The sequence below is a fragment of the Pseudomonas sp. R43(2017) genome, from assembly GCF_002112345.1.
Classification (GTDB): Bacteria; Pseudomonadota; Gammaproteobacteria; order Pseudomonadales; family Pseudomonadaceae; genus Aquipseudomonas; species Aquipseudomonas kribbensis.
The window spans coordinates 31944-51437 of the sequence record NZ_NEHJ01000006.1; the positions used below are offsets into that span (position 1 = coordinate 31944).

Annotated in this window: 7 protein-coding genes; 4 read left to right on the forward strand and 3 right to left on the reverse strand. The window is 62.9% G+C overall.

Features of this window, described 5'->3' with window-relative positions; translation table 11 throughout:
* Positions 1-75: 75 nt before the first annotated feature.
* From dsbD to dsbG, 3 genes are read left to right on the forward strand one after another with little or no spacing between them, the layout of a single operon-like run.
* On the forward strand, positions 76-1809 hold the full coding sequence (gene dsbD / locus CAG02_RS17855; RefSeq protein ID WP_085710710.1) for a protein-disulfide reductase DsbD: 1734 nt from the start codon (positions 76-78) through the stop codon (positions 1807-1809).
* Positions 1809-2684, forward strand: a complete 876-nt coding sequence (locus tag CAG02_RS17860) for a TlpA disulfide reductase family protein (protein ID WP_085710711.1) — start codon at positions 1809-1811, stop codon at positions 2682-2684. The genes dsbD and CAG02_RS17860 overlap by 1 nt, the downstream gene beginning before the upstream one ends.
* Entirely contained in the window at positions 2660-3430 is a 771-nt protein-coding gene (gene dsbG / locus CAG02_RS17865; RefSeq protein ID WP_085710712.1) for a thiol:disulfide interchange protein DsbG, read from the forward strand. Before CAG02_RS17860 ends, dsbG begins: the two co-directional genes overlap by 25 nt.
* 53 nt (positions 3431-3483) lie before the next feature.
* Here the strand turns inward: dsbG and CAG02_RS17870 are convergent, their stop codons facing one another.
* Both CAG02_RS17870 and CAG02_RS17875 read right to left on the reverse strand, forming a co-directional pair.
* Complete coding sequence (locus CAG02_RS17870) at positions 3484-4299, reverse strand: alpha/beta fold hydrolase (RefSeq protein WP_085710713.1); 816 nt, start codon at positions 4297-4299, stop codon at positions 3484-3486.
* Positions 4300-4419: 120 nt separating this feature from the next.
* Positions 4420-17421, reverse strand: coding sequence for a non-ribosomal peptide synthetase (locus CAG02_RS17875; RefSeq protein WP_085710714.1), 13002 nt, complete (start codon positions 17419-17421; stop codon positions 4420-4422).
* Between the two features lie 380 nt (positions 17422-17801).
* On the opposite strand from CAG02_RS17875, the gene CAG02_RS17880 reads away from it, so the two are divergent.
* The gene (locus tag CAG02_RS17880; RefSeq protein ID WP_007955779.1) at positions 17802-18356 is read left to right on the forward strand and encodes an RNA polymerase factor sigma-70; all 555 of its coding nucleotides are present in this window, start codon (positions 17802-17804) and stop codon (positions 18354-18356) included.
* Between the two features lie 72 nt (positions 18357-18428).
* On the opposite strand, the gene CAG02_RS17885 is transcribed toward CAG02_RS17880, so the two are convergent.
* The gene (locus CAG02_RS17885) at positions 18429-19442 is read right to left on the reverse strand and encodes a GNAT family N-acetyltransferase (RefSeq protein ID WP_085710715.1); all 1014 of its coding nucleotides are present in this window, start codon (positions 19440-19442) and stop codon (positions 18429-18431) included.
* Between the last annotated feature and the right edge of the window lie 52 nt (positions 19443-19494).

Sequence of the window (19494 nt, forward strand, 5' to 3'; positions counted from 1 at the left end):
GGGTGCCGCGGTTAATCATCGGTTAATCGCCGCCGCCCATTGTGCTCATCACTTGCACAGGGACAAGGCTCCTCCATGCGTCATATTTTTTTATTGTTTGCACTGTTGATTTCGGGTCTGGCCCAGGCAGGGAACGATCCTTTTGCGACAAAACCGGAATTTCTCCCGGTCGACAAGGCCTTCGTGCTGACGTCCGAACGTCTGGATTCCGGCGAAACCCAACTGTTCTGGCAGATCGCCGACGGTTACTACCTGTATCAGAAACGCCTGAAATTCGACGGGCTGGCGGCGGAAAACGCTCCGGCGCTGCCCGAAGGCGAATCCCACAGCGACGAGTATTTCGGTGAGCAGACGGTCTATCGCCAGGGCCTCGAGCTGAAAATCCCGGCGGCAGCCAAAGGCCAGATCAAGGTCAGCTATCAGGGCTGCGCCGATGCCGGCCTGTGCTACCCGCCACAGACCCGCGTGATCGACCTCGGTGGCAAAGCGGCCGCTACAGCGACGGATGAGGCGCAGGATCAAGCGTTGGCCAGCGGTCTGCAACAACACTCGTTGGGCTGGAGCCTGCTGGTGTTCTTCGGGCTCGGTCTGCTTCTGGCCTTTGCGCCCTGTTCGTTGCCGATGCTGCCGATTCTGGCGGGCATGGTGGTCGGCAGCGGTGCCACGCCACGTCGTGGTTTCGCGCTGGCCAGCAGCTATGTGGTTTGCATGGCGCTGGTTTATGCGGCAATGGGCGTGATCGCCGCACTGCTGGGGGCGAACCTTCAGGCCTGGTTGCAAAACCCGTGGCTGCTCGGGACTTTCGCGGCGGTGTTCGTGATTCTGGCACTGCCGATGTTCGGCTTCTTTGAACTGCAACTGCCGGTGGCCGTGCGTGATCGGCTGGAACACGCCTCGCGCAGTCGCAGCGGCGGCAGCCTGGTCGGTGCGGGTGTACTGGGCGCTTTGTCCGGCCTGCTCGTCGGCCCGTGCATGACCGCACCTCTGGCCGGTGCCCTGCTCTACATCGCGCAAAGCGGTAATGCGCTGCACGGCGGCTTGATCCTGTTTGCACTGGGCATCGGTATCGGCATCCCGCTGTTGGTGCTGGTGACGGTCGGCAATCGCTTCCTGCCGAAACCCGGCGCGTGGATGAACCTGCTCAAGGGCGTGTTCGGCTTCTTGTTCCTGGGTACGGCGGTGTTGATGCTGCGTCCGGTGCTGGACTCGTCGCTGTGGCTCGCACTGTGCGGCGCGCTGCTGCTGATCGCGGCCTACAGCGCGTGGAAACAGTCCGAAGGCTTCGGCCGGGTCGCCCAGTTGTTCGGTGCCAGCTCGCTGTTGCTGGGACTGTGGGGCAGTTTGCTGGTGGTGGGTGCAGCAGGCGGCAGCGATGATCCATTCCAACCGTTGCAGGTGTATAGCGCCGGACGCACCGGCACGGCGGCACCGAAGGGTCATGAAGCATTCATTACGATCAAGGATCCAGCGGCCCTGCAAAGTGAACTCGACGCCGCCAAGGCTCAGGGTCAGTGGGTGTTGCTCGATTACTACGCCGACTGGTGCACGTCGTGCAAAGTCATGGAGAAAAAGGTGTTTGGCCAGGCGCGGGTGATGCAGGCCCTGAGCGATGTGCGTTTACTGCGCCTCGATGTCACCGATGACAATGCCGCCAGCCGCGAACTGCTCGGCCGCTACAAGGTGCCAGGGCCACCGAGTTTTGTGTGGATCGGCACCGACGGTGAAGAGCGCCGCAGCCAGCGCATCACCGGCGAGGTCGATGCCGACACCTTCCTGCAACGCTGGACCACCACCCGAGACGCCCATTAATGCTGACCTTCACCCTCGGCACCTTTGCCATTGCGCTCAATCACCTGCTGCTGATCAGCGCCCTGGCGCTGGCGACATTCGTCGGCTGGCGGGTGGCCAAACGCGGTGGCGATAACCCCGAGTCGGCGCTGTTCAGCCTGTTCCTGTTGGGCATGCTCGCGGCGCGCATCGCGTTTGTCGCCGTGTACTGGGGTCACTATCGCAACGATCCGTGGCAGATCATCGACCTGCGCGATGGCGGCTTTCTCGCCTGGCCGGGGGTGATCGTGCTGTTGCTGGCGGCGCTGTATCGCGGCTGGCGCCGACCGGGTTTGCGTCGACCGCTGGGTTTTGGCGTGATCAGCGGCGTGGCGTTCTGGGTACTGGCGACCCTGTCGCTGAACATCTATGAACAAGGCACGCGCCTGCCGGACATCACCCTGCGCAACGCCGCCGGGGAAACCGTGAAACTCGCCGACTATCAGGGCGGCCCGCTGGTGATCAACTTGTGGGCCACCTGGTGCCCGCCATGTCGCCGGGAAATGCCGGTATTGGAAAACGCCCAGCAGCAACGCCCGGACCTGACGTTCCTGTTCGTCAACCAGGCCGAAAGCATGCAAAGCGTCGCGACCTTCCTCGAAACCCAGGGCCTGAGCCTGAACAACGTACTGTTCGACCGCAGCGGGCATCTGGGTCAGGCCGTGGGTTCCATGGCATTGCCGACTACGCTGTTCTATAGCCCTGACGGTCAATTGCTGGCCAGCCATCTGGGCGAGTTGTCGAACGCCAGCCTGGCCCGGGCCCTGGAAAACTTCGACACCCCGAATCCGACTACGAACGCCGCACCGGCCACCTCTGCAAGGAAACTGCCATGCCCCGCCTCCGCCACCTGCTGACGCTGTCTCTGGGCGCCGCCCTGCTGCACTTGCCGTCGGTGCAGGCCGCTGAAGAATTGCCTGATGCGATCAAGAAAATCGAAGCCAAGGGCGCCAAAATCGTCGGCCAGTTCGACGCCCCCGACGGATTGCGCGGTTACGCCGCGCAATACCAGAACCGTGGCATGGCGCTGTACCTGACGCCGGACGGCAAGCATGTGCTGTTGGGCAATCTGTACGACGCCGACGGCAACGACCTGAGCAGCGCACCGCTGCAAAAACTGGTGTACGCGCCGATGGCCAAGGAAGTCTGGGCCAAGTTCGAGGCGAGCAACTGGATTCAGGACGGCAAAAAGGACGCACCGCGCACGGTGTACCTGTTCAGCGACCCGAACTGCCAGTACTGCAACATGTTCTGGGAACAGGCGCGCCCTTGGGTCAAGGCCGGCAAGGTGCAGTTGCGGCACATCATGGTTGGCATCATCCGCGAAGACAGCCCGGCCAAATCCGCCGCGCTGCTGGCGGCCAAGGACCCGGCCAAGGCCCTGGACGATCACGAGAAGGCCGGCAAGTCCAGCACCCTCAAGGCCATGAAGGATATTCCGGCCGCCGTGCAGACCAAACTTGCAGCGAACATGCAGTTGATGGAGGACCTGGAATTGCAGGCCACCCCGGCGATCTTCTACATGGACGACAAGGGTGAACTGCAACAACAGCAAGGCGCGCCGACGCCGGACAAGCTGGCGAAGATTCTCGGGCCGATGTAAGGCTTGATATGCAGGCGCCCGAACGGGCGCCTGTTCGCGAAGAGAGATTCGCTCTAGCGGTTGCGCTCGTTCAGAAAAGTAAACAAAACCTCCGTCACAAACCCGGGATTCTCCAGATTGGAGATATGCCCCGCTTCCGGCACCAGCACACACGGGCAGCCGATCAGCTCGGCCATTTCCCTGGCTTCCGACGGAGGACGGGGTTTGTCCTGATCGCCGCAGACCACCAATGTCGTTGCTGCATTCAGTTCGCCCAGACGCGACAGCAGATCATCGCGGCCAAAGGTGATACGCCCCATCGGCACGATGCTTTGACGCAGGCGTTCGGCGGAATAGCCGGCGAGTTTTGCGCGGAAATCCTGATAGAGCGCCGACTCGCGGTCGATGCCCGGACGGAAGAAGATCGGCACCACGATGTCGAGCAACTGCTCGGAGATCCCGCCGCTTTCCTCGATCTGTTTGAACAGCGAGAAGTAATACTGGCGGGTCGGCTCCGGCTCGACGCGGACGTAGGTGTCCATCAGCACCAGACCGTTGAGCCGCTGCGGTGCCGACAGCGCGAGGCGCACGCCCCACATGCCGCCCACCGACAGCCCCACCAGCGTTACCCGGTCGATCTCCAGATGATCGAGCAAGGCCAGTGCCTGACGTGCGATGTCATCCAGTGATGTGGTGTTTTCAGGCAAGCGCCCGGATTCACCATGACCCCAGAGGTCCAGCGCAATCACCCGATAGTGCGGCGACAACGCGGCAATCTGCGGTGCCCACATGGCCTGGTCCCACAGGTAGCTGCCGGCCAGCAGCACCGCCGGGCCTGTGCCTTGATCAATGTAGTGAAGCGCTTGTCCGTCGACCTCGAAGAAAGCCATCGATTCACCTGCACGGTAAAAAAGAGAACCGGCAGACTGAGCTGCCGGTTCTCGATCGTCAACCCTGGAAATGTACGCGAATGTACAGGTTGAATGGTGTTGAACACGCAGCGCTGAAGACTACAAACCCTCCAGCTCCGCCATCAGATCATTCAACCGATCCACCTTCTCCTCGGTAATGTCACTGGCCGCCAGCCCTTCAATGTATTCGGCCAGTTCCTCCACCGTGCTGCATTCGAACATCGCCCGTAGCGGCACATCCCGTTGCAGGGCTTTCTGCACCCGCGAGGCGATCTGTGTGGCAAGCAGCGAGTGGCCGCCGAGTTCGAAGAAGTTGTCGCGTACGCCGACTTTCTCGACCTTCAGCACCTCGGCCCAGATATCGGCCAGGGTTTGCTCCAGTTCGCTGCGCGGCGCCAGGTAATCCTGGCTCTGCAACTGGCCGATCTCCAGCGCCGGCAGGGCCTTGCGGTCCAGTTTGCCGTTGGCGTTGAGCGGCAACCGGTCGAGCCACAACCAGTGCAGCGGCACCATGTATTCCGGCAGTTCGGCGCGCAGGCGCTGCTTGACTCGTTCCAGCCGTTCGCTCGGATTCAGTGCGGAATCTGCGGCGACCAGGTAGCCGACCAGATGCTTGCCATTGACGCCTTCCTGCACGCCGACCGCGCCATCGCGGACTTCCGGTTGTTCGTGCAGACGCGCCTCGATTTCACCCAGCTCGATCCGGTAACCGCGAATCTTCACCTGATGGTCGACCCGGCCGACGTATTCCAGCACGCCGTCACTGCGGCGGCGCGCCAGGTCACCGGTGCGATACAGACGCTCGCCCGGCGCACCGAACGGGTTCGGTACGAACACCGGCGCGGTGCGCAGCGGATCGCTGACATAACCGCGACCGACACCGGTGCCCGCCACGCACAACTCGCCCACCGCACCCAGCGGCACCAGATCCAGCGCGCCATCGAGCAGGTACAGCAAGTTGTTGTCGGTCGGCGTACCGATTGGCAGGTAACTGCCGCGAGTCGAGGCCATATCGACGCGGAAGAACGCCACGTCATCCGAGCACTCCGCCGGACCATAGGCGTTGACCAGACCGATCTCCGGATAACGCAGCAACCATTGGTGTGCCAGCTCCGGCGGCATCGCTTCACCGGTCGGCAGCATCCAGCGCAAACCGTCGAGGCTCAGGCGATCCGAAGCGAGCACGCCCTGAATCAGTGACGGCACGCTTTCCAGCACGGTGATGCCCTGCTGCTGAACATGCACCAGCAAACCCTGCGGATCGTGGGCGATGGTGTTCGGCACGATGTCCACCCGCGCCCCGAACAGCGGCGCGGCGAGGAACTGCCAGACCGAAATGTCGAAACTTTGCGAAGCGGTCTGGGCGATCACATCGGCGTCGCTCAGGTTCAGGTACGGAACCTTGCTCAACTGGTTGTTGAGCATGCCGCGCTGCTCGACCATCACGCCTTTCGGCAACCCGGTGGAGCCCGAGGTGTAGATCACGTAGGCCAGGTTGTCCGGCCCACTGAAGATGCCCGGATTCGCCGACGACACCGCGCCCGCCTGAACCTCTTCCCACACCAGCAGGCGTGGGCGGTTGGCGCAGCTGAATTCATCCAGCAAGGTTTTCGCCTGCTCTCGGCAAGCCTCGGTGCACACCAGCACCGGCGTGCGGCTGAGTTCGATGATGCGCTGCAGACGCTGACTCGGCAGCCCCGGATCCAGCGGCAGGTAGCCGGCACCGGCCTTGAAGCTGCCGATGATCATGCCCAACAGATCCAGATTGCGCTCGCCCAGCAGCGCCACCGGTTGATCCATCTGCACACCCGCAGCAACCAGCGCGTGGCCGAGACGGTTGGCGGTCTGGTTCAGCTCGACATAGCTCAACTGCTGATCGAGGCAACTGGCGGCAATACGTTGCGGATGCGCCGCGACCTGCGCTTCGAACAGTTCGACGTAGCTCTGCTCCAGCGGATAGTCGTGCTCACTCTGGTTGCAACCGTGGAGCAGGAAATCCTGTTCCTCATGGCCCAGCAGCGGCAAGTCAGCCATGTCGCCATGGAAGCCGTCGACCAATGCCAGCAGCAGACGCTTGAACTCACCGAGCATGCGTTCGATGGTTGACTCGTCGAAATAACGCTGGTCATAGGACAGGTGCAGACCGAGGTCGTCGCCGGGGTAGCAAACAGCAGTCAGCGGGAAGTTGGTATGGGTACGGCCCGAATCCGACGTCGCGTTGAGGCTCTGCGCACGGTCCAGCACCGAGACTTCCACCGGGGCGTTTTCGAACACGAACAGGCTGTCGAACAGCGGCTGGCCTTTCGGCAGTTCGCTTTGTTCCTGGATGTTCACCAGCGGCAGGTATTCGTACTCGCGCAGTTGCATGTTGCTGTCGAGCAGACCGCTCAGCCACTGACGCACGCTGGCACGCTGATCGTCCGCCGGGATCTGCACCCGCAGCGCGATGCTGTTGATGAACAGGCCGACGGTGCGTTGCATCTCCGGCATTTCCACCGGGCGCCCGGCCACGGTCACGCCGAACAACACGTCGCGATCACCGCTCAGGCGGCGCAGCACCAGCGCCCACGCTGCCTGGGCGAAGGTGTTGATAGTCAGTTGATGAGCCTGAGCCAGCTCACGCAGACGGGCGCCGTCCTCGACATTGAGTCGGGTGTAGCGGTCGCCGACGATCATGCCGCCGCTTTCGCCGGCGTGTTCACGCAGGAACGGCCGGTCGCTCGGGATCGGCGTGGTGCGCTCGAACCCTTGCAGGTTCTGCTGCCACCACTGACGCGCTTCGGCCAGACTCTGACGTTGCAGCCAGCCGATGTAATCGCGGTAGCGCGGCGGCACTGCCAATTGCGCTTCGCGACCTTCGCCAAGGGCGGTGTAGATCTCGAAGAAATCGTTCATCAGCAGCGAGCGGCACCAGGCATCGATCAGGATGTGGTGGTTGCTCATCATGAACCAGTAACGCGCCGCGCCGACCTTGATCAGGCGCAGGTGGAACGGTGCCTGATTGAGCAGATCGAACCCGGCCTCGCGCTCGGCCTTGAGCAGCGCTTGCAGTTTCGGCTCCTGCTCGGCGTCGGCGATGGCGCTCCAGTCCAGGTACTCGATCGGCGTGCGACCCGGGGTGTGGATCACCTGCAGCATGTCTTCGCCGACGTTCCAGCAGAACGACGCACGCAACGCTTCATGACGGGCGACCACAGCCTGCCACGCCTGGGCGAAGCGCTCGGGATCAAGTTCGCTATTGATGCGGTAGCGATCCTGCATGTAGTACAGACCGGTACCCGGTTCGAGCAAGGTATGCAGCAGCATGCCTTCCTGCATCGGCGTCAGCGGGTACACGTCTTCGATGTGCGCCGCCGGCACCGGCAGTGCGTCGAGTTGCGCCTGGGTCAGTTTCGCCAGCGGGAAGTCCGACGGCGTCAGGCCACCGGCGTCGTCCTGCAGGCAATGTTCGATCAGGCTCTGCAACTCGCCGAGGTAGGCGTCGGCCAGCTCGTTGATGGTCTGCGGGTCGTAGCGTTCGGCGCTGAAGGTCCAGCGCAGCAGCAGTTCCCCGCCGTACACCTGACTGTCGACGCTCAACTCGTTCGGCAACGGTGCGTGCGGATCGTGGGCCGCGCCAACCGATTCATCCAGCGGACGGAACAACGCGTCGCTGCCGAAGCTCTGGTCGAACTGGCCGAGGTAGTTGAAGGTGATCGGCGCGTTCGGCAATGCCGCCATGCTTGCGCGACTGGCGTCATCGGCCAGATAACACAGCACGCCATAACCCAGGCCTTTGTGCGGAACGGCACGCAGTTGTTCCTTGATCGCCTTGATCGAAGCGCCCTGCCCGGCGGCTTCTTCGATGTTGTGCGGGGTCAGCCGCAGCGGATAAGCGCTGGTGAACCAGCCAACGGTGCGGGTCAGGTCGATCTCGTCGAACAGGGTTTCGCGGCCGTGGCCTTCCAGTTGAATCAGCGCCGATGGCTGGCCGCTCCAACGGCACAGCACGCGGGCCAATGCCGTCAGCAACAGGTCGTTGACCTGCGTGCGATAGGCGCTCGGTGCCTGTTGCAGCAGTTGTTTGGTTTTTTCTGCATCCAGACGCACGCTGACGGTTTGCGCGTGACGATTCTCGTGACCGCCCTCAGGACGTTCGCATGGCAAATCGGCAGTCGGGCCAGCCAGTTGCGCCTGCCACCAGCTCAATTCTTCACGCAGGGATTCGCTGCCGGCGTAGGCCTGCAAGCGTGCCGCCCAGTCCTTGAAGGCACTGGTTTTTGCCGGCAGTTTCACCGACTGATCGGCGTCGAGCTGGCGATACACGGTTTGCAGATCGTCGAGCAGAACGCGCCACGACACACCGTCGACCACCAGGTGATGAATCGCGATGAACAAACGTTGCTGGGCGTCCGGCCCATCCACCAGCACCGCACGCAGCAACGGGCCTTGGGCAAGGTCGAGACTGCGCTGGGCGTCGGCGAAAAGTGCAGCGCACTTGTCCATCGACGGCACGCGAACCTGCCACAGCACGGCGGCATCGGTGACCGGTTGATGGGTTGCTTGCCATGTGCCGTTGGCCTCGGTGAAGCGCAGACGCAGGGCGTCATGCTGCTCGATCACCGCCAACAGTGCTTGCTCCAGACGGTGCGGTTCAAGCACAACAGTCGGTTCCAGCAGCAATGCCTGGTTCCAGTGCTGACGCTCGGGAATTTCCGTGTCGAAGAACCAGTGCTGGATCGGGGTCAGACGCGACTCGCCGGACACCAGACCTTGTTCAGCGGTCACGGTTTCACTGCGGCTGGCAACAGCGGCCAGGGTCTGCACGGTCTGGTGCTGGAACAGATCACGCGGGCTGAAATGAATGCCTTGCTGACGCGCCCGGCTGACCACTTGAATCGACAGGATCGAGTCGCCGCCCAGCTCGAAGAAGTTGTCGTTCAGACCGACCTGCTCGACGTTGAGCACTTCGCACCAGATCTGCGCCAGGGTCTGCTCCAGCTCGTTGCTTGGCGCCACGTAATCCTGACGATTGAGCTCCGGATCCGGTGCCGGCAACGCGCGACGGTCGAGCTTGCCGTTGGCGGTCAGCGGCATGCTCGCCAGCAGGATCAAATGGGTCGGCACCATGTAATCCGGCAGTTGCGTCTTCAGGTGCGCCTTGAGGGCTTCGCGCAGTTCGGCTTGCTCGGCTTCGCTTCGCGAAGCGATCTCGGTCACGAGATAGCCGACCAGTTGCTTGCCGCTCGGCGCATCCAGCGCCAGCACCACCGTTTCGCGGATCGAATCGTGGTCGAGCAGGCGGGTTTCGATCTCGCCCAGTTCGATACGGAAACCACGGATTTTCACCTGATGGTCGATCCGCCCGAGGTATTCCACCAGACCATCGGCGCGCTGGCGCACCAGGTCGCCGGTGCGGTACATGCGCCCGCCATCGGCGGCAAACGGGTCAGCGACAAAACGCTCGGCGCTGATGCCGGCACGGTCGTGATAACCCTGAGCCAGACCGGCGCCGCCGACGAACAACTCACCGGTCGCGCCTTGCGGCACCAACGCCAGATCGGCGTCGAGGATGTAGGCCACGCGATCACCGATCACGCTGCCGATCGGCACGCTGCCGGCGCCCTCTTCCAACACCTCCGGCGCAAGACTGGCCAGCGGCATGACCACAGTTTCGGTCGGGCCATAGGCGTTGAAGAACAGGCTCGGCTTGAACGCTGCGCGAATCCGTTGCAGGTGTTCGCCGGTCAACGCTTCGCCACCGGTGATGATCATGCGCACCGGCAGAATGTCGTTTTGCGTGGCGAGGAACTGCGCCAGCTGGCTGCCGTAGCTCGGGGTGAAACCGAGAATATTGATCCGATGTTCGCGGATCAGGCCGCAGATTTCTTCCGCGTCCCACTGCCCCTGCGCCCGCAGCACCACCTGCGCACCGCTGAGCAGCGGCACCAACAGGCGCTCGGTGGCGGCGTCGAAGTTGATCGAATAGAAGTGCAGTTCGCAGTCGTCCGGACGCATGCCGAAGCGCTCGATCACCGCCTGGCAGTGCATGGCGATTTCACCGTGGGACACCACCACGCCTTTCGGCTTGCCGGTGGAACCCGAGGTGTAGATCAGGTACGCCTGATGCTGCGGCAGGCTGATGAACGGAAGTTCGGTGGCCGGGTAATCGGCCAGCGCCGCACTGTCGTCTTCCAGGCACCAGCGCGCTACGTTCGACGGCAATTCACCGAGAGCCTTGAACATCGCGCGGTCGCTGAGCAGCAGGCCGACGCGGCTGTCTTCGATCATGTAATGCAGGCGATCGAGCGGGTACTCCGGGTCCAGCGGCACATAGGCGCCGCCGGCCTTGAGGATCGCCAGGAGGCCGACGACCATTTCCAGCGAACGCTCCAGCGCCAGGCCGACCCGCACTTGCGGACCGACACCGCGCTCGCGCAGGGCCCAGGCCAGACGATTGGCGCGGGCGTCGAGCTCGGCGTAGCTCAGGGTCTGCCCGGCGAAGGTCAGGGCCGGCGCATCTTTGCGCGCCAGTGCCTGTTCGGCGAACAGGTGATGAATGCACTGGTCGAGACGATGCTCGCCCGGTTCGACGCCGAGGCTGTCGAGCAATTGTTGTTGCTCAGGGGTGTCGAGCAGCGGCAATTCGCTGAGGCGTTGCTGCGGATCGGCGATCAACGCTTCCAGCAGATTGCGCCAGTGCTTGGCCATGCGCGCGATGGTCGGCTCATCGAACAGGTCGGTGCTGTAAGTCAGGCAGCAACCGAGGCGATGGTCGAGGTCGGTGACTTCCAGGTTGAGGTCGAACTTGGTCGCCCGCGCATCGTTGGCCAGATACTCGACGGTCATGCCGGCGAGCGTGCGGCTCTGCTGGAACTCCCAGCGCTGCACGTTGCACATCACCTGGAACAGCGGGTTGTACGCGGCGCTGCGCGGTGGCTGCAGGGCTTCAACCAGATGATCGAACGGCAGGTCCTGATGGGACTGGCCTTCGATCACGGTGTGGCGCACTTGCTCGAACAACTCGCCGACCGACATCTGGCCGTCGAGCTGGCAACGCAGCACCTGGGTGTTGAGGAACGCACCGATCAGCCCTTCGCTTTCCGGACGGATCCGGTTGGCCACCGGCGCACCGATGCGCAGATCGGTCTGGCCGCTGTAGCGGTAAAGCAGAGTCGCGAGTGCGGCGGTCATGGTCATGAACAGGGTCAGACCGTTCTGCGCGTTGAACGCCCGGACCCGTGCGGCAAGGTCATCGCTCAGGTCGAAACGGAACAGTTCACCCTGGTGGCTTTGCACCGGCGGACGCGGACGGTCGCCCGGCAATTCCAGCAGCGGATGTTCGCGGCCCAGTTGCGCGGTCCAGTAGTCGAGCTGACGCTGACGCTCGCCGGATTCCAGCCAGTGGCGCTGCCACACGCTGTAGTCGAGGTACTGCACCGGCAGCGGTTCCAGCGGTGAATCGCGATCATCGACAAACGCTTCGTACAGCGCGCTGAGTTCCCGGGCGAAGATGTCCATCGCCCAGCCTTCGGTGACGATGTGATGCAGGGTCAGGACGAAGTAATGCTCCTGCTCACCGGTCTTGACCAGACAGGCGCGCAGCAGCGGGCCGGTCTCCAGATCGAACGGCAGATGCGCTTCGTCGTCCGCCAGTTGCTGGACTTTCTGCTCGCGCACATCGGCGGCGAATTTCGAGAAATCCTTCCAGTCCATGCGCACACCGGTCTCGGCATGCACCTGCTGACGGGCCACACCGTCGACGCTCGGGAACGTGGTGCGCAGGGTTTCATGACGCAGGATCAATGCTTGCAGCGCCGACTCGAAACGCCCGACATCCAGCACGCCCCGCAGGCGCGCCATGCCGCCGACGTTGTACGCCGGGCTGTCCGGCTCCATCTGCCAGAGGAACCACATGCGCTGCTGGGAATAGGACAGCGGCACCGGTTGGCTGCGATCAACCTTGTCAATCGGTGGCTGTTTGTTGGTGCGGCCACTGGCCTGGATCTGGCGGATCTGCTCGGCGAAATCACCCAGTTCGCTGTGTTCGAACAAGGCACGCAGCGGCAGCTCGACGTCGCATGCCTGACGGGTGCGGGAGATGATTTGCGTGGCCAGCAGCGAGTGACCGCCCAGGGCGAAGAAGTCGTCGCGCAGGCCGACCTGTTTCAGGCCCAGCACTTCGCGCCAGATGGCAGCGATCTGTTGTTCCAGTTCGGAAACCGGTTCGACGTGTTCGCGCACTTGCCATTGCGGTTCGGGCAAGGCGCGGCGGTCGAGTTTGCCGCTCGGGCTCAGGGGCATTGCGTCGAGGCGCATCAGTTGTGCCGGGACCATGTATTCCGGCAGCTCGGCAGCCAGTGCGGTTTTCAGGCGAGCGGTTTGCGCGTCCTGATCTTCGCTGGCATCGGTTGCAGTGAAGTAGCCGATCAGTTGCGGGCCGGCGACGGTTTCGCGCACCAGAACGGCGGCCTGAGCGACGCCGTCCTGAGCCAGCAGACGCGCTTCGATCTCTTCCGGCTCGACGCGGAAGCCGCGCAGTTTGACCTGCTGATCGAGACGGCCGAGGTATTCGATCACGCCATCGTGGTTCCAGCGCGCGCGGTCACCGGTGCGGTACAGACGCGCACCCTGCTCGCCCAGCGGATCGACCACAAAACGTTCGGCGGTCAGCGCCGGGCGGCCGAGGTAACCACGGGCCAGTCCGATGCCGCTGATGCACAGCTCACCCGGCACACCGGCTGGCACGGGATTGAGATCGCTGTCGAGCACGCGGCAGACCACGTTGCCCAGCGGACGGCCAATCGGCGAACGCTCGCCATCGGCCACGCTGCAATGCCAGTGGGTGACGTTGATCGCGGTTTCAGTCGGGCCATAACGATTGTGCAGTTGCACCGCCGGCAGTTGCGCCAGCACGCGGTTGCGCAGTTCCGCCGGCAGCGCTTCACCGCCGGAGAACACGCGACGCAGGCTGGTGCACTCGGCGCTCAAAGGCTCGTCGATAAACAGCGCAAGCAGCGGCGGCACGAAGTGCAGCGTGGTCACGCCATATTCTTGAACAAGCTGCGCGATGCGATGCGGATCACGGTGTTCACCAGGGCCGGCGATCAGCAGACGTGCACCAGTGATCAGCGGCCAGAAGCACTCCCACACCGACACGTCGAAACTGATCGGCGCCTTTTGCATCAGCACGTCGGTGCCGTTCAGGCCATAGGTGTTCTGCATCCATTGCAGACGTTCGGCCAATGCCGCATGAGTGTTGCCCACGCCTTTCGGCTGGCCGGTGGAACCGGAGGTGTAAATCACGTAGGCGAGGTTGTCGCCGTGCAGGTGCAGGCCCGGTGCCTGGCTAGGCCAGTTTTCCAGGTGCAGGGTGTCCATGGCGATCACGCTGACGCCTTCGCTGGCCGGCAAGCGGTCGAGCAATGCAGTCTGGGTCAGCAGCAGTTCGACGCCGCTGTCGCTGAGCATGTAGGCCAGACGATCGGCCGGGTAATCCGGGTCCAGCGGCACGTAGGCGCCGCCGGCCTTGATGATCGCCAGCAGGCCGATCAGCAGTTGCGGCGAACGCTCGGCGGCGATGGCCACGCACACGTCCGGGCCGACGCCTTTGTCACGCAGGTAATGGGCGAGACGGTTGGCCTGGGCGTGCAGTTCAGCGAAGTCGAGGCTGCCGCCGTCCCACACCAGCGCGGTGCGATCAGGCGTCTGTCGTGCTTGTTCATTCAGCAGTTCCGGCAGCCATCGTTGCGCCGGGGTGCACGGGGCGACGCTCCACGTGTTTTGCTGAGAGCGCTCGGTGGCGGTCAGCAGCGGCAGGTCACCGATGGTTTGCTCCGGACGTTCGCAGACAGCACGCAGCAAGTTGCTGAAATGTTCGGCCAGACGCTCAATGGTCGCAGCGTCGAACAACTCATCGGCGTAGTCGAACGACAGCGTCAGGCGACCATTGCGGTCTTCTTCGCTGTGCAGTTGCAGATCGAACTTGGCCTCGCGGCTGTGCCACGGCAGTTCTTCGGCGAGCAGGCCCGGCAGACGCTTGAGCGCACTCAGATCGCGTTGCTGGTGGTTGAACATGACCTGGAACAGACCTTGTTCGCGGGCCTGAGGGAAGGCTTCGAGCAGTTGCTCGAACGGCAGGTCCTGATTCGCCTGGGCACCGAGCGCAGCCTGACGGGTTTGCGCCAGCAACTCGGTGAACGGCAGACGCGAATCGACGTCGGCGCGCAGCACCTGGGTGTTGATGAAGAAGCCGATCAGGCCCTGGGTTTCCAGACGCGGACGGTTGGCGTTGGGTACACCGATGCGGATGTCACGCTGGCCGCTGTAGCGATGCAACAGACTCTGCAACGCCGAGAGCAACAACATGAACGGCGTGGATTGATGGGCTTGAGCGGTCTGGCGGATGGCGTCGCTGAGGCTGATCCCCAGGCGAACGCTATGGCGTGCAGCGCTGTGTTTTTGCTTGGTCGAACGCGGATGGTCGGTCGCCAGTTCCAGCGTCGGATGCTCATCACCCAACTGCGCTTTCCAGTACGCCAGTTGCCGTTCACCCTCGCCCTGCGCCAGCCACTGGCGCTGCCAGCTGCCGTAGTCGGCGTATTGGGTGGGCAGTGGCGCGAGCTCGGCGCGCAGGCCTTGGGAAGCGGCGGCGTACAGGCGCGAGAACTCGTCGATCAATACGTTCAGCGACCAGCCGTCGGCGATGATGTGGTGCATCGTCACCAGCAGTTGGTGATCTTCGTCGTCGAGGCGAACCAGCGTCACCCACAGCAACGGGCCTTTCTCCAGATCGAACTGGGTGCGCGCTTCGTCTTCGCGGATCTGTTGTGCGCGGGCTTCACGTTCGCTGGCCGGCAGGTCGCTGATGTCGATCAGTTGCAGGTTGAATTCACCCGCCGCTTCGACCTGTTGCAGGGCCACGCCATCGCGTTCGAAGAAACGTGTGCGCAGGGATTCGTGGCGCTCGATCAGTTGCTGGAAACTGGCGCGCAGGGCTTCTTCGTCCAGTTCGCCACGCAGGCGCAGGGCGCCGGGAATGTTGTAGGCGCTGCTTTGTGGGTCGAGTTGCCAGGTGATCCACAGACGGTTTTGCGCCAGGGATTGCGGCAGTGCTTCGGTGCGCGACAACGCGGTGATTTCGCCCTGAGCGCTGCCGCCGTCCTGTTGCTGTTGCGCCACGGCGGCGGCGAACGCGGACAGGGTCGGCGCTTCGAACAGCAGACGCAGGTTCAGCTCGAGGCTCAGTTCTTCGCGCACCTTGGCAATCACTTGGGCGGCGGCAATCGAGTTGCCGCCGAGCAGGAAGAAGTGATCGTCGGCGTTGACCTGTTTGACGTTGAGCTGGTCGGCCCAGATCTTGCCAATCAGCGCTTCCAGTTCGGAGGCGGACGCGGTCGAATCCTGAGCGGTTTCAGCCGTAGTCATCGGGAACACCGCGTAGCTATCGAGGCTGCCGTCAGCCAGGCGATTACGGCAGGCCGAACGTTGCAACTTGCCGCTGGAAGTCTTCGGCAGCGCTCCCGGATTGAGCAGCACCACCACGCTCGGTGCTTCCTGATAAGCCTCGGCCACAGCCTGGCGGATGGCTTTGATCAGCGCTTCGGGCGGCAGAATCTTCTGCACGCTGCGGCTGATTTCCGCCGCGATGCCGATGCCTTCTTCACCATTCTGATTGACCGCGAATGCAGCAACGCGACCCTTGCGCACAACCTCCACTTCGTTCTCGACTGTTTTCTCGATGTCCTGCGGATAGAGGTTGTGACCGCGCACGATCAGCATGTCTTTCAGGCGACCGGTGATGAACAGTTCGCCGTCGCGGATGAAGCCCAGGTCACCGGTACGCAGCCAGGTCTGGCCGGCGTGCCGGACGAAAGTCTTGGCAGTCGCCTCGGGATTGCGCCAGTAGCCGTGGGCGATGCTCGGGCCTGTTGCCCAGACTTCGCCGACGGCGTTGTCGGCCAGTTCTTCGAGGCTGCCCGGCTCGACGATCAGCACCGCATGATCGGGCTGACTGATGCCGCAACTCATGATCGGACTGCCCTCGCCCGCTTCGGCACGGTTCTGGGCCAGTGCTTGATCGTCCACACGTAGCGCCGGAATGCCGGTGCCGCGCGGCGTGCCGGCGACGAACAAGGTCGCTTCCGCCAGGCCGTAGGACGCCATGAAGCTGCTTTCGCTGAAACCGCAGGCGGTGAATTTTTCGGCGAAACGATCGAGGGTGTCGAGACGGATCGGCTCGGAGCCGGAATAGGCGACGCGCCAGCGGCTCAGGTCGAGACGCTCGAGCGCTGACTCGCTGACCCGCTCGCTGCACAGTCGATACGCAAAATCCGGTCCGCCGCTAATGGTGCCGCCGTATTGGCTGATCGCTTCGAGCCAGCGCAATGGTCGGCCGAGGAAGTACGCCGGCGACATCAGGATGCACGGCACGCCGCTGAAGATCGGTTGCAGCAGGCCACCGATCAGACCCATGTCGTGGTACAGCGGCAGCCAGCTGACGATCACGTCGTCCGGGTTCACGTCGATGCCGAAGCCGTGACGGATCAACAGCTCATTGGCCACCAGGTTGCCGTGGCTGACCTGCACGCCTTTGGGCAGTGCCGTCGAACCGGAGGTGTATTGCAGGAAGGCGATGTGGTCTTGCGGCAGGTCCGGTTCAACCCAGTGTTCCGCCAGTGCACCGTCGAGGGTGTCGACGCACAGCAGCGGCGGCGCGCCTTCGATTTGCTGCAAGGCGTCGCGAAGGTCGGCGCTGGTCAGCAACAGGCGCGGTTCGGCGTCGGCGATGATCGACAGCAGACGCTCTTGATGGTGACGTTTGGCCGATTCCGGCGGATAGGCCGGCACCGCAATCACGCCCGCGTACAGGCAACCGAAGAACGCCGCGACGTAATCCGGGCCACTCGGGAACAGCAGCACCGCGCGATCACCGAGTCCAGCCTCGGCCTGCAACGCAGCAGCGATGGTCCGGGCGCGCTGATCGAGTTCGCGGTAACTGAGCACCACAGCCTGCTCCTCGGTTTCGGCGAGAAAGCGCAAGGCCAGCCGATCCGGCGTCAGGGCCGCGCGGTGCTGGAGGGCTTGGACCAGGGTGCTGGGGAGTTCGAACGCGTCGGTCATGAGGTTTCCTGCCTGAATTCGGCTTGCTGGTGGAATCGGGTTGGCTGCGGCACGCCCATGAGAGGCATGCGGGACACGGTCTTCGCCGACCGTGCAAGGCATTGGAATGCGGTAGGTCCGGGGCTGCGTACCCGGATCCATTCACCAATGAGAACGGATGACGTCTTGAAATAATTAGTCGGCAGGCTGGATCGCCAATGGGGCTGGGCGCATGGACGAATGCGGCGGCGTGTCGCAGTTCTCAGATCGCACCGTTATGGATCATTAGTTCTCTTTCTCAATTGACAATCATTATCATTCAACATAATTTGTCGCTCGATGTGTAGGACGGCCCCGTCCCCCAGGCGTCCCACTAACCTATTGGCAGCAAGGTGATTTCCATGACGGAACAAGTATCCACAAGCAGGTGCGATTCACCGCTACTTCAGGCATTCGTCGACAATCGACTGATTCTGGTCAAGATTGCAGCCCGCATTACCGGCTGCCGTTCACGCGCCGAAGATGTGGTGCAGGATGCGTTCTTCCGACTGCAATCGGCGCCGCCGATCACGTCGTCGATCAAGGCCCAGCTGAGTTATCTGTTCCAGATCGTGCGCAATCTGGCCATCGATCACTACCGCAAACAGGCGCTGGAGCAGAAGTACGCCGGCCCCGAGGAGGAAGGGTTGAACGTGGTCATTCAGGGTGCCTCGCCGGAAACCTCACACATCAACTTCTCGACCCTGGAACACATCGCCGATGCGCTGACCGAGCTGCCGGTCCGCACGCGCTATGCGTTCGAGATGTATCGTCTGCACGGCGTGCCGCAGAAGGACATCGCCAAGGAACTCGGCGTTTCGCCGACCCTGGTCAACTTCATGATTCGTGATGCGCTGGTGCACTGCCGCAAGGTGTCGGGCAGCCGCGCTGATGCAGTGTCGGCAAACCGTCGCTGACCGCACACCGCCAAAAAAAAAGATCGCAGCCTTCGTCGAAGGGCTGCGATCTTTTTTTGTTTCAGCGAGACGTCACGCCAGTTTGCAGCGATCAAAAAACCGCTCACGCCCGAGGATCATCAGCGCCGCGCGCTTGTGCGGGAAGTCGAATTCCTTTTCGCAGTGGAAGCACTGATTGTGCATGTGGCCGATCATCTTCGCGTTGTCGGCACGCGGCTCGGCGACGACGCGCTGGGTACGTGGATCATCCAGAAACAGATAGTGCACCAGCGCTGAAAGCCAGCTCGCCACTTTGTGCGGGCCGCGATGGTCTTCCTCACCGACCAGCATGTGAATGCCACGATCGTAATTGTCGGCATCGTAGAACGGCGCGATGCGATCTTCCTTGGCCCAGTAGGCTTCGAAGTAAGCGAATGGCTGATCGTCGAAACACCCGATCAGGGTCAGCGTATGCGGATCGGCGTCGAGTTTGCTCAGGTACTCGCGATGCTGTTCGAGGCTGCCCTCTTCCTGCCAGAAACTGGCCACTCGCGGGCTGTTCTGCCAGCGATTGAAACGCGTCAGATCCTGCTCGATCTCCACCGTTCGCAGAGAAATCCACGCACCCAGACGCGCATCGAAACGTCGATAGACCTCACCGCGCGGTTTGACCGGGCGCAGCGGATGGCGCTTGCCGTTGCTGATGACCATCTGCTGCGGGTAGCTGCCGGTCAATGAGGTACCCAACCAAGGCTGCGGCAGTTGCCAGAACAACGTGCGCTCGCAGCGATATTCGCCCGCCACGTCGGTGCTCACCAGCAAGCCGCTGAGCAAGGCTTCGGTCGGTGGCTGATCCAGTTGCCAGATCAATTGCTGACGTGCCGGATCCCGGGCGAACAGCCAATAACAGGCCGCCCACAGCGCCTGGCCTGGCGGCAGCGCATAACGTTCATCGATCTGGATCGGCCCCTGGCCTTCACGATCAAGACGCAGGCGAATCAGCGGTTGCCCGTCCAGGCTGAGGCTCAGACGGCTTTCGGTGGCATCGGCTATCAGTTGACTGCCCGAAGGCAAGGCCAGGGCAGTCAGGTCATTCAGATTGGACATGGGTCGGGCTCACGATAATCGTCGACAGTTCAACGATGGGACGTGAGCCGAA

Coding starts and splice junctions, on each gene's coding strand:
- dsbD (WP_085710710.1), top strand. CDS start 76: ATGCGTCATATTTTTTTATTGTTTGCACTGTTGATTTCGGGTCTGGCC.
- CAG02_RS17860 (WP_085710711.1), top strand. CDS start 1,809: ATGCTGACCTTCACCCTCGGCACCTTTGCCATTGCGCTCAATCACCTG.
- dsbG (WP_085710712.1), top strand. CDS start 2,660: ATGCCCCGCCTCCGCCACCTGCTGACGCTGTCTCTGGGCGCCGCCCTG.
- CAG02_RS17870 (WP_085710713.1), bottom strand. CDS start 4,299: ATGGCTTTCTTCGAGGTCGACGGACAAGCGCTTCACTACATTGATCAA.
- CAG02_RS17875 (WP_085710714.1), bottom strand. CDS start 17,421: ATGACCGACGCGTTCGAACTCCCCAGCACCCTGGTCCAAGCCCTCCAG.
- CAG02_RS17880 (WP_007955779.1), top strand. CDS start 17,802: ATGACGGAACAAGTATCCACAAGCAGGTGCGATTCACCGCTACTTCAG.
- CAG02_RS17885 (WP_085710715.1), bottom strand. CDS start 19,442: ATGTCCAATCTGAATGACCTGACTGCCCTGGCCTTGCCTTCGGGCAGT.